The 12,709-nt window shown below is 41.4% G+C and carries 10 protein-coding genes; all 10 read right to left on the reverse strand.

The features are described from left to right. Window positions 1-40: 40 nt before the first annotated feature. A complete protein-coding gene (rbfA, locus tag NSQ71_RS10180; RefSeq protein WP_063386706.1) occupies window positions 41-400 on the reverse strand; it encodes a 30S ribosome-binding factor RbfA in 360 nt (119 codons plus the stop codon). Window positions 401-416: 16 nt separating this feature from the next. Then, a complete protein-coding gene (locus tag NSQ71_RS10185) occupies window positions 417-695 on the reverse strand; it encodes a DUF503 domain-containing protein (RefSeq protein ID WP_063386705.1) in 279 nt (92 codons plus the stop codon). Then, window positions 695-2,857 carry a translation initiation factor IF-2 gene (gene infB, locus NSQ71_RS10190; RefSeq protein WP_130156276.1) on the reverse strand — a complete coding sequence of 721 codons (2,163 nt, stop codon included), beginning with the start codon at window positions 2,855-2,857 and terminating at the stop codon, window positions 695-697. Before infB ends, NSQ71_RS10185 begins: the two co-directional genes overlap by 1 nt. 19 nt (window positions 2,858-2,876) lie before the next feature. Beyond that, window positions 2,877-3,176 (reverse strand): YlxQ family RNA-binding protein, encoded by a 300-nt coding sequence (locus NSQ71_RS10195; protein ID WP_063386703.1) that lies wholly within the window; start codon window positions 3,174-3,176, stop codon window positions 2,877-2,879. Further along, entirely contained in the window at window positions 3,173-3,457 is a 285-nt protein-coding gene (rnpM, locus tag NSQ71_RS10200; protein WP_063386702.1) for an RNase P modulator RnpM, read from the reverse strand. The genes NSQ71_RS10195 and rnpM overlap by 4 nt, the downstream gene beginning before the upstream one ends. A 12-nt stretch (window positions 3,458-3,469) precedes the next feature. Beyond that, complete coding sequence (nusA, locus tag NSQ71_RS10205; RefSeq protein WP_063386701.1) at window positions 3,470-4,591, reverse strand: transcription termination factor NusA; 1,122 nt, start codon at window positions 4,589-4,591, stop codon at window positions 3,470-3,472. Window positions 4,592-4,614: 23 nt separating this feature from the next. Continuing rightward, window positions 4,615-5,091 (reverse strand): ribosome maturation factor RimP, encoded by a 477-nt coding sequence (gene rimP / locus NSQ71_RS10210; protein WP_063386700.1) that lies wholly within the window; start codon window positions 5,089-5,091, stop codon window positions 4,615-4,617. A gap of 173 nt (window positions 5,092-5,264) precedes the next feature. Next, complete coding sequence (locus tag NSQ71_RS10215) at window positions 5,265-9,590, reverse strand: PolC-type DNA polymerase III (protein ID WP_066246472.1); 4,326 nt, start codon at window positions 9,588-9,590, stop codon at window positions 5,265-5,267. Window positions 9,591-9,708: 118 nt separating this feature from the next. Next, window positions 9,709-11,409, reverse strand: coding sequence for a proline--tRNA ligase (locus NSQ71_RS10220; protein ID WP_066246473.1), 1,701 nt, complete (start codon window positions 11,407-11,409; stop codon window positions 9,709-9,711). A 35-nt stretch (window positions 11,410-11,444) separates the two neighbouring features. Further along, on the reverse strand, window positions 11,445-12,704 hold the full coding sequence (gene rseP / locus NSQ71_RS10225; RefSeq protein ID WP_063386697.1) for an RIP metalloprotease RseP: 1,260 nt from the start codon (window positions 12,702-12,704) through the stop codon (window positions 11,445-11,447). Window positions 12,705-12,709 lie beyond the last annotated feature (5 nt).

Here is a 12,709-nt window from a genome sequence, read left to right on the forward strand (position 1 = left end):
TGAAAAAAGAACCCGTTACACAATTGTGAAACGGGATGCCTCAGCTTTCATGATCTCTTTCTTCTTTTTTCAATTCATGGATTAATGATTCGATTCGATTGCCATAATCAATTGTCTCGTCAAATTCAAAATGAATTTCCGGAGTTTTCCGCAGCCGAATCCGCGACCCGATTTCAGAGCGGATAAATCCTTTGGCTTTCGCCAGCGCCTTCATCGTGTTTTCCTTCTGTTCCTCATTTCCCAATACAGAAATATATACTTTAGCGATTTGCAAATCCCCCGTTAAGCGAACGTCCGTTACAGTTACAAATCCAATTCTCGGGTCTTTAATTTTTCTGCCAATAATATCGCTTAGCTCTTTTTTCATCTGTTCAGCTACTCTGTTTGCTCTTAGGCTCATTTCATCACCTCATTTGCTAAAACCAGTCAAATGTTGTAATGGTTCGTTCAATTTCAGGAAAAGAATCGATCAACTTCAATGCCTGGTTCAGTTCTTTTTCCGCGATGGCGCGGCTCGATGCAAGGCAGGCAATGCCGATTTCGGTCCGCTGCCATGCATCCTGAAAGCCGATTTCTGCAACACTGACATTAAATTTGTTTTGCAGTCTTTTTATAATTCGTTGCACTACTGCACGTTTTTCTTTTAAAGAAGAAGCTTCAAAAATCATGCATTCACATGATACCATTCCGAGCATTATTTTTTAACTTCCTCCATGATGAACGCTTCAATCGTGTCGCCTTCTTTAATATCGTTAAAGTTTTTAATCGTAAGTCCGCACTCATATCCTTGAGCAACTTCTTTTACATCATCTTTAAAACGTTTTAAAGTGTCAATTTCTCCTTCAAAAATCACGACTCCGTCCCGAATTAAGCGAACGCCGCTGTCGCGTGTAACAGAACCATCTGTGACGTAGCAGCCGGCAATTGTACCGATTTTAGAAACTTTGAATGTTTGCCGCACTTCAAGGGTACCGATCACTTTTTCTTCGTATTCAGGATCAAGCATACCTTTCATAGCCGCTTCGATTTCTTCGATCACTTTATAAATGATGCGGTGAAGGCGAATGTCGACGTTTTCCGCTTCCGCTGTTCTCTTCGCATTCACATCCGGGCGAACATTAAAGCCGATCACAATAGCGTTGGAAGCAGAGGCAAGCATGATGTCATATTCCGTAATGGCACCGACACCGGTGTGAATAATTTTTACTTTTACTCCTTCAACATCGATTTTTTGAAGAGCTGATGAAAGAGCTTCAACGGAACCTTGCACATCTGCTTTGACGATTAAATTAATTTCTTTCATGTCATTTTGCTTAATTTGTTCAAATAAATCATCAAGGCTTAGCTTTGTCTTTTCGCTGCGCTGCTCTTCCAGCTGTTTTTTCGCACGGGCTTCACCGATTTGACGCGCTTTTTTCTCATCTTCAAATACCATAAATCTGTCGCCGGCTAATGGAACTTCATGAAGACCGGTGATTTCAACCGGAGTGGACGGTAAAGCTTCTTTTACACGTTTTCCGACATCATTCACCATCGCACGCACCCGTCCATATGTGTTTCCGACAACAATTGGATCACCGACACGAAGCGTTCCGTTTTGAACAAGCAATGTTGCAACTGAACCTCTGCCTTTATCAAGCTTTGCTTCAACAACCGTACCGGTTGCAAGACGATTCGGATTCGCTTTTAACTCTTCCATTTCCGCAACGAGCAAGATCATTTCCAATAGTTCAGGAATTCCGTCACCTTTTAATGCCGAAATTGGTACAAATATCGTGTCGCCGCCCCAATCTTCCGGTACAAGGCCATGTTCCGTTAATTCCTGCATCACACGGTCAGGATTTGCCGTCGGCTTATCCATTTTGTTCACCGCTACAATAATCGGCACATTCGCAGCTTTTGCATGGTTAATTGCCTCAACTGTCTGCGGCATAACACCATCATCTGCAGCAACGACTAAAACAGTAATATCTGTTAATTGAGCACCGCGGGCTCTCATTGTTGTAAACGCTGCATGGCCAGGTGTATCTAAAAATGTGATCTTTTTCCCTTCCACTTCAACCTGGTAAGCGCCGATATGCTGCGTAATGCCTCCAGCTTCGCCTTCAGCCACTTTTGTTTTTCGAATGGAATCTAAAAGAGTCGTTTTCCCATGGTCAACATGCCCCATAATTGTCACAACAGGAGGACGGCTGACAAGATCTTCTTCCTTGTCTTCGATTTCATACTTTTCAAATTCTGTTTCATCGAAAACAATTTCTTCTTCCACTTCAACGCCGTATTCAGAAGCGATCAGTTCGATAATGTCCTTCTCCAGCTCTTGGTTGATTGTTGCCATGACGCCGAGCATCATGAGCTTCTTAATGATCTCTGACGGTTCTTTATGGAGTTTGTTGGCAAGCTCAGCGACTGTTAAAGAGCCTTGATACGTAATTTTGGACGGCAATTCTTTTTTGCTTGGAGCTTCATTTTGAACCGCTTTTTTGTTTTTCTTTCCATTTTTTTTGTTTTTATGTTTCGTTTGTTGAATCGGAACGTTTTGTTTGCGTTCCTCGCGTTTTGGAGAAGGTTTTTTGCCTGATTTTTTCTTGTTCAATACGATATCCTCATCGTCATCAAATGGAATGTCATCATATGCTGCATGCTTTTCTGCCTTTTGTTTTGGTTGATGATCTTTTTGAACGTTTTTCTTAGGTTGTTCCTTTTGATATCGTCCATTGAGTTTTTCAATTGTATTGCTGTCGATCATTGACATGTGGTTTGCAACATTTATATTCATTTCTTTTAATGTATGGATTACTTCTTTGCTCGTTATATTTTGTTGTTTTGCATATTCATATACTCGCATTTTACCCATACGTTCACCCCCAAAGTAGTTATTCAAGTAGAAGCTTCAACTTCTTGGCAAAACCTTCTTCCGTCACGGCAACAACTACTCTTTCTTCCTTACCGATCGATTGCCCAAGTTCGTATCGGTTTGGGGCAATCACGAGCGGAACTTTATAAAACGAACATTTATCCGTAATTTTTTTCTTCGTGTTAGAAGAAGCATCGTCTGCCAATAAAACGAGTTTTGCACGCTTATTTCGAACCTCTTTCAAAACAAGTTCTTCTCCTGAAATCACTTTTCTTGCCCGATAGGCAAGGCCTAATAAAGATTTCCATTGTCCATTCATGGCAATGAAGGTTTCTCCTTCTCAGCTAGCTGAATTAATTCATCATATATAGATTCCGGAACAGGCGCATCTAAATGGACGGATAGCACATTTTTCTTTTTCGCCTTTAAAATGCAGTCTTTATCAAGAGTGATATAAGCACCGCGTCCATTTTTCTTTCCTGTTAAATCAACCGAAACTTCTCCTTCTTTCGAACGAACGATTCGAACAAGCTCCTTTTTGGGTCTCATTTCGCCAGTCGCCACACATTTTCTCATCGGAATTTTCTTTTGCTTTGCCACTGGTAACCACCTCTATTCGTCTTGTTCTTCTCCGTGTTCATCATCCGTATTGTCAAATTGGAATAAACTATCATGCTCTTCGCGAGGATAGATGTTCAGCTCTCTCGCTTCCGATTCGCTTTTAATATCAATTTTCCATCCGGTTAATTTGGCAGCGAGGCGCGCGTTTTGCCCTCTTTTGCCAATCGCAAGGGATAATTGATAATCAGGAACGATGACGGTTGTAGCTTTTTCCTCTTCATCGACAATAACGTCCAAAACTTTTGAAGGACTTAAAGCATTTGCAACAAATTCAACAGGATTTTTAGACCAGCGAACGATATCAATTTTTTCGCCATTCAACTCGTTTACAATTGCTTGAACACGCTGGCCTTTTGGTCCAACGCATGATCCAACCGGGTCAACTTCCGGATTGTCGGAATGAACCGAAATCTTTGATCTGTCACCTGCCTCCCGGGCGACTGATTTAATTTCCACTGTCCCGTCATATATTTCCGGAACTTCCAATTCGAATAAACGCTTCAACAGCCCCGGGTGTGTTCTGGAAACAAAAATTTGTGGTCCTTTTGTTGTTTTTTCTACTTTTGTAATGAATACTTTAATTCGGTCATGAGGTTCGTATTTTTCATTCGGCATCTGTTCCGATTGTGGGAGGAGAGCCTCTATTTTCCCTAGACTTACGTATATATATTTGGGATCAGTTCTTTGGACGATTCCGGTCATGATATCTTCTTCACGATCAATAAATTCCGAATAAATGACTCCTCTTTCGGCTTCACGAACTCGCTGCGTAACGACTTGTTTCGCAGTTTGTGCAGCTATTCGTCCAAATTCTTTCGGTGTCACTTCAATTTCAACGACATCGCCGATTTCATATTGGGGATTGATGTTCATCGCATCATGGATGGAAATTTCCAAACGGGGATCCGTTACTTCTTCCACCACTTCTTTTCTCGCAAACACCTGCATCGTACCTGTTTCGCGATTAATATCGACACGCACGTTTTGCGCTTGGTTAAAGTTGCGTTTGTATGCAGAAATGAGGGCAGCTTCAATCGCATCTATAATGACATCTTTACTAATGCCTTTTTCTTTTTCTAATACTGTCAAGGCATCTAAAAGTTGGCTGTTCATAAAATGATGTTCCTCCTCATCACTTAAATATTAAATGAAACGGCAAGTCTAGCTTTTGCAATTTTTCCCCAAGGAATTTCCACTTGTTTAGTTTTTGTTTTCACTCTTATTTCGAGTGTGGCAATCTCGCCGTCAAAATCCGTTAAAACCCCTTCAAAATGTTTTTCCCCGTTGATCGGCTCGTAAGTTTTGAGTGCGACATTTTTCCCGACAGCCTTTTCAAAATCGGCCTTTGTTTTTAAAGGGCGTTCAGCGCCTGGAGAAGATACCTCCAAGAAATAGTTGTGAGGAATCGGATCGATTTCATCCAGCTTTTCGCTCAAACGTTCGCTTACCATACCACACTCTTCAATATCGACACCATCTTCAGAATCAATAAAAAGCCGTAAATACCAATTTTTTCCCTCTTTTACATATTCAATATCTACTAGTTCCAGCTGCAAATTTTCAAGAATTGGCGATGCTAGTTCTTTGACGAGATCTGTTATAGATTGGCTCATATTTTCCTCCTTAATTTCAGCGTTTCAGAAAGGGACATCTATTTAATCGTCATAAAAAACTAGTTCCAATAGGAAAGAGTGGGTTTTTTCCCCACTCTTTCGTTAGGCTTTTTTTAGCATTTCCATAAATGAATATAACATAACCTAATCAGGTTTGCAAATTGAATCGCAAATCAGAAAAGGGAGAGCTGATTTTGCTCAGGCAGCGATGCCAAACAGCCATGATTTTCAAGATATTCCATAATCGTTTTTGAAATTTTTGTCCGCTCCTGCAGATCCTCTTTGGATAAAAATTCTCCTTCTTCTCTCGCTTTAACAATATTGATAGCCGCGTTCGTACCAAGCCCTGGTATCGAATTAAACGGTGGTATGAGACTGTCGCCGTCAATAATGAATTCTTTGGCTTGAGAGCGGTATAAATCTACTTTTTGGAATGAAAATCCACGCTCCGTCATTTCAAGTGCCATCTCCAATACGGTCAGCAAGCTCTTCTCTTTTGGAGAAGCATCGAGCCCTTTTGCACTGATCTCTTCAATTTTCGCTCTGATTGCGGTGCTTCCTTTGATCATCGTTTCGATGTCAAAATCGTCCGCTCTGACTGTAAAATAAGTTGCATAGAATAGCAGAGGAAAATGCACTTTAAAATATGCAATCCGCACAGCCATTAATACATAAGCTGTCGCGTGAGCTTTTGGAAACATATATTTGATTTTTTTGCAAGATTCAATATACCAGTCTGGAACGCCGTTCTTTTTCATCTCTTCTTCCCATTCGGGAATCAAGCCTTTTCCTTTCCGAACCGACTCCATAATTTTAAAGGCTAACGACGGCTCCAATCCTTGATAGATTAAATAAACCATAATATCGTCGCGGCAGCCAATGACCTCACTTAATGTACATGTGCCGCTTTGAATCAGCTCTTGTGCGTTTCCTAGCCAAACATCTGTCCCATGGGACAATCCTGATATTTGGACAAGCTCTGAAAATGTCGTCGGTCTTGTTTCCTCCAACATTTGGCGGACAAATCGCGTGCCGAACTCTGGAATCCCCAGAGTGCCCGTTTTACAGCCAATCTGCTCCTCTGTCACGCCAAGTGATTCGGTTGAGGAAAAGATTTTCATTACTTCCGGATCATCTGTTGGAATGGTCTTCGGATCGATTCCGCTTAAATCTTGAAGCATTCTGATGACCGTCGGATCATCGTGCCCTAGTATATCAAGCTTTAATAAGTTATCGTGAATGGAGTGGAAATCAAAATGTGTCGTTTTCCAATCAGCGCTTGTATCATCTGCCGGATATTGAATTGGAGTAAAATCATATATATCCATATAATCGGGAACAACGATGATTCCTCCGGGATGCTGTCCTGTCGTCCGCTTGACCCCCGTACATCCTTTCACAAGTCGATCGACTTCTGCACTGCGGAAATGCAGATTATGATCGTTCATGTAGCCGCGGACAAATCCGAAAGCTGTCTTTTCGGCAACGGTGCCAATTGTTCCTGCACGGTACACTTTATCTTCACCAAACAGCACTTTCGTATAATTGTGTGCTCTCGGCTGATATTCACCTGAAAAATTCAAATCAATATCAGGCACCTTGTCTCCTTTAAATCCTAGAAACGTTTCAAACGGTATGTCATGCCCGTCCTTTTTATATGGCGCTCCGCATTGCGGACAATTTTTATCAGGAAGATCGTATCCGGATCCTACAGAGCCGTCATTGAAAAATTCGGAATGCTTGCATTTTGGACAAACGTAATGAGGCGGAAGAGGGTTCACCTCAGTAATTTCCGTCATCGTGGCAACAAAGGATGAGCCGACTGATCCCCTTGAACCGACCAAGTACCCGTCATCCAAAGATTTTTTTACTAGTTTGTGAGATATCAAATAAATGACGGCAAATCCGTGGCCGATAATGCTTTTCAACTCTTTTTCAAGCCTTGCTTGAACGATTTCCGGCAATGGGTCTCCGTATATTTCTTTGGCACGATTGTAGCTCATTTCCCGAATTTCTTCTTCGGCACCGTCTATTTTCGGTGTATACAGATCATCTTTAATCGGTTTTACATCACCTATGAGAGAGGCGATGTACTGGCTGTTTGTCACAACAATTTCTTTCGCTTTTTCATCGCCTAAAAAACGAAAAGCATCCAGCATTTCATTTGTTGTACGGAAATGCACATCAGGCAATGTATGGCGGTTTAAAGGATTCGCTCCCCCTTGCGAAGAAATTAAGATTTTCCGGTAAATTTTATCTTCCTTGTTTAAATAATGGACATTGCCTGTTGCCACAACCGGAATCGACAGCTTTTCCCCTAGTTTGACTATGTTTGCAATGATTTCTTTGATCGCTTGTTCATTTCGAACCTGCTCCGTCTCAATTAGAGGGTAATATACTTCCGGCGGATGCACTTCGAGAAAATCATAAAATGAAGCCATCTCTTCAACTTCTTCTGGACCTTTTTGCATCATTGCTTCGAAAATTTCTCCCTTGTCGCAGCCTGAACCAATTAAAATGCCTTCCCTATGCTTTAACAATACAGAACGGGGAATGCGCGGAACGCGATAAAAATATTGAACATGGGAAAGAGATACAAGCTTAAATAAATTTTTCAGCCCTGTTTCATTTTGCACAAGAAGCGTCGCGTGAAACGGTCTTGCCCGCTCATACGCTTTTGAATCCCCAGTCCGCTCATTCAGCTCATCATGATAAAGAATTCCTCGTTCATTTACCTCTTGCAGCAATTTTACAAGCAAATAGCCGGTTGCTTCCGCATCATAAATGGCTCTATGATGCTGTACAAGCTCTATATCAAACTTTTTGCACAATGTATTCAGGCGGTGGTTTTTTAAATTAGGATATAAATATCTTGCAAGTTCAAGAGTATCAATGACAGGGTTGTCCGCCTTTTTAACCTGCAAATATTTTTTGTAGCCTGCATTAATAAAGCCCATGTCAAAGCTTGCATTGTGGGCAACTAAAATGCTGTCGGCTGCCCATTCTTTAAATTTGTACAATACTTCATCGACGTTGGGAGCATTTTGAACCATATCATCGGTAATTCCCGTCAGTTCTATCGTTGTTGCTGAAAGCGGATGGTGAGGGTTGGCAAACGATTCAAATCGGTCGATAATTTCCCCGTTTTTTATTTTCACCGCTGCAAGTTCAATGATCGTGTCGTATACAGCCGAAAGCCCTGTTGTTTCAACGTCAAACACAACAAAGGTATCTTCGCTTAAAAGTCTGTGCGATTCGTTATAAGCAATCGGTACACCGTCATCAACAATATTTGCTTCAAGACCGTAAATCATTTTAACGCCAAACTTTTTGCTTGCAGCATATGCCTCTGGAAAAGATTGGACAACTGCGTGATCTGTCAATGCAATCGCTTCATGGCCCCACATTTTAGCTTGTTCAACAAGATCTGTGATCGATGTGACGGCATCCATTTGGCTCATCTGCGAATGAAGGTGCAATTCCACCCTTTTCTCTCCTTCAGGTGCGGTATCGAGCCGTTTTTTCGGGTTGATTTCATTAATGTCATTGGCAATCATGACAAGATCACGAACAAATGTATCGTTTTGAATGCTTCCGCGAACTTTCAGCCACATTCCTTTTTTGATCGATGCAAGCAATGCATTATCTTCTTTATCGCGGCCGAACATTTTGACTAAAATGGAATTGGTATAATCGGTAATTTTAAACGTGCATAACGTTCTTCCGCTTTTTAATTCCTTTGTTTCCGCCTCAAAAACATATCCTTGAATGACGACTCTCCGCTCTTCATCAAAAATGTTATCAAGAGTGCGAATTTCTTCGTCATCTTTTATTTTGTATCCGATAATAAGAGGACCTTCCTGCTTTTTAGGCTCCTGAGTTTGATTTTCCTTTCCATTTTGCTTCATTTCCATCATTGCTTGTAAAATCCGCTCTTCGTCTTCTTTTTGCTTCTGCTCCAAAAATTTTTCCCATTCTTCGTTAGATGCATCGATCACCGTGTCGATAGTCAGCTTTGGAAAGCCGTACTTCTCGTACGCCTGCTGGATGATGGGGCCGTATTTTTTCTTGATCGTTTCATTTTCCGTCTCATTTCTCGTGCGAATCATTAATTTTTGCTTTTCCAGCTTCGGCATTTGTTCTTTTAACAGTGATAATATCGGCGGAGAAACCCCCTCCATTTCTTGGAGGCAAAACTCCCAGTAGTCTTGAACGAGCTGTTCATCATATTCTTGTTTCACAGTTGTAATGTGAAACGTAACATTGGCTAAATGAGAAAATGTTTTGTTCAATCTTCTATCAAACAATTGCAGGATACGAAATGGAAGAATGTTTTCAAGCCGAAAAGAGAAATCCCATAATTTAGATTTTTTATGAACTGTTAATTTTAAGATCGCTCCGTTTTGGAAATAAGGGTAGATTTGATCATCCGTCATTTCAAGCTGTTTCAACAAAATCTGAAACCGTTCTTTTTGCTGCTGCAAGTCTTTATCATCCATTGGTTTCCCCTCTTTCCCAAAAAGTTAATAGGGGGCTTGACCCGTTTGACAAATTATCATAAAGGCAAGACCCCCTACTCTTCACCTATGCCAGCTTCATCTACGGCATCCAGCTTCATTAGCGGAGAAGTTTGGCAAGCTGCTCTTTTAGCTGATCAACAGAAACTTCTATACTATTTCCGCTTTTTCTTTCTTTCACTTCTACAATCCCTTCACCAGCTCTTTTTCCGACCGTTATTCTGACAGGAATGCCAATTAAATCACTGTCAGCAAATTTCACACCCGGCCGTTCAGCACGATCATCATAAAGGACTTCGTATCCTTTCGCCTGCAAATCGTGATAAATTTGCTCTGCAACCTTGACTTGTTCTTCGTTTTTCATATTAACCGGAATAAGGTGGACTTCAAACGGAGCTAATTTATTAGGCCAAATAATTCCATTTTCATCATGAAATTGCTCGACCACCGCAGACAGTAAGCGTGAAACACCGATACCATAGCATCCCATGATGATAGGGTTTGTTTTTCCCTTTTCATCTAAAAATTCTGCCTTCATCGCTTCACTGTATCTTGTGCCAAGCTTAAAGACGTGGCCGACTTCAATGCCTTTCGCGAACTTGATCCGTCCCTTTCCGTCCGGCGAAGGGTCCCCTTCCTGAATAAATCTTATATCTTCATACTTGGTAACGGTAAAATCCCGATCAGGGTTTACTCCGATATAGTGCAAATCGTTTTCATTTGCCCCGCATATTCCATTTACGACTGCTTGAACTGCATAATCTGCGACAATTTCCACTTTGTCGGATGCGCCGATCGGTCCTAAAAATCCGGGTGAAACTCCCATTACCTGCTCTGTTTCTTCAGCTGAAGCAAGTTCAACAACTGATGCCTGATAAAGGTTTTTCAGTTTCACGTCATTGACCTCATGATCACCGCGGACAAGAACAAGAACGAACTTTTCATCTACTTTAAATAAAACGGATTTTATTAATTTTTCCTTCGGAACTTGGAAAAACTGCGCCACTTCTTCAATGGATTTTTTGTTTGGCGTTTCTTTTTTTTCAAGCTCCATGAGCGGTTCGTCAACCTTTTCATAAGATGCAACTACCGGAGCCATTTCAATATTTGCTGCATAATCGGACGAATCAGAATATGCGATCGTATCTTCTCCGATTTCCGAAAGCACCATAAATTCATGAGTATCTTTACCGCCCATTGCTCCCGAATCAGCGATGACTGCGCGAAAGTTCAACCCACATCGAGTAAAGATGCGGCTGTATGCTTCTCGAACCTGTTCGTACACTTCATCTAAGCTTTCCTGTGTAGCATGAAAAGAGTAAGCATCTTTCATAATGAACTCTCGTCCCCGCAAAAGACCGAACCGCGGACGCTTTTCATCCCGGAACTTCGTTTGAATTTGATAAAGGGTGAGCGGCAGACGTTTATAAGATTTGATCTCATCTTTTACCAAACTTGTTATAACTTCTTCATGAGTCGGACCTAAAGCAAAATCACGCTCATGACGGTCTTTCAATCTCATTAATTCTGATCCGTATGAATACCAGCGGCCAGACTCCTGCCAAAGTTCTGCTTGCTGCAAAGCCGGCATCAGCAGCTCCACCGCTCCGATCCGGTTCATTTCCTCTCTGATAATATTTTCAATTTTGGTTAACACTCTATGAGCAAGAGGCAGATACGAATAAACACCGCTAGCTGTCTGCCTAATGTATCCGGCACGCAACAGCAGCTGGTGGCTTTTAACTTCCGCATCTGCTGGATTTTCTCTCATTGTGGGTATAAATGACTGACTCTGTTTCATTTAAAGCACCTCGAATTTGATTTCTATATTATTTTTTAAAGGAAAAACTTTTGGATGTCATTCCATGTCACAACGAGCATTAACAGCATTAGAAGTGCAAATCCGATAAAGTGGACGATCCCTTCTTTTTGTCGATCAATCGGTTTTCCCCGGACCGCTTCAATGGCAAAAAACAATAAGCGTCCTCCATCTAGAGCTGGAATTGGAAGCAAGTTCATAATGCCAAGGTTAATGCTTAAGAGAGCCGTCCAGCTTAATAGGCTTGTCAAGCCTGTTTCTGCAACTTTTCCTGTCATATCATATATGCCGACAGGTCCAGAGAGCATATCAATTGAAAATTGTCCGGTTATCAGCTTCCCAACCGCAAATATTATTTCTTTCGACCATGTATAGGTCTCAACTAAGCCATATTTCAAAGAACCGAAAAATGTTTTTTCAACCGGGGAATAAACTCCTATTTGGCCGATCGTTTTGTTTTCGGATTTCACAGAATCCGGCGTTACCGTCATTTCCAATTCTTCTCCGGAACGTTCAATTGAAAAAAGAAGCTCATTCTCCGGATTTGCTCTGATCATTTCAACGACATCTTTCCACGAATTCATCGGCGTCCCTTCTATTTCTTTTACAACATCGCCTTCCCGTAATCCTGCTTGTTCAGCCGCGCTGTCAGGGACGATTTCTCCTAAAACCGGTTCATTCACGGGCACTCCTTGGCTTAGACCGAGGTAAAACAAAACTAAAAACCCTAATAGAAAATTCATAAAAGGTCCGGCAGCAATGGCGAGCGTTCTTTGAACGAGCGTTTTTGAAGCAAATTGCCTGTTATAAGGTGCAATTTGAATTTCTTCACCGTCAACTACATAAAAGGATGTTTCGCTTACTTCAAACCTTTTTAGACCGCTGTCTTCTCCATCTTCATAGCCTGTGATAAACATTCCATGTTCCAAATCTGCTTGTTCAACTTCAATCACTTTTGCATTAGGATACTTTTCTTTTCTGTTTAAAATAATTTTTTCAACTTGTCCTTTCTGATTAAACAATAGTCCAACCTGATAGCCAGGTTTGACCTCAATCATCTCCGGGTCTTCCCCCGCCATGCGCACGAAGCCGCCGATAGGCAAAAGCCTGATCGTATAGACCGTTTCTTTTCGTTTAAACGACAAAATTTTCGGCCCGAAGCCGATTGCAAATTCACGGCATAAAATGCCTGCCCTTTTCGCCATAACTAAGTGCCCTAATTCGTGGAAAAACACCAATACGCCAAAAATAACGACAAATGCGATCACCGTGTTCACTTATT

The sequence above is a fragment of the Aeribacillus sp. FSL M8-0235 genome, from assembly GCF_038000355.1.
GTDB classification, from domain to species: domain Bacteria; phylum Bacillota; class Bacilli; order Bacillales; family Aeribacillaceae; genus Aeribacillus; species Aeribacillus composti.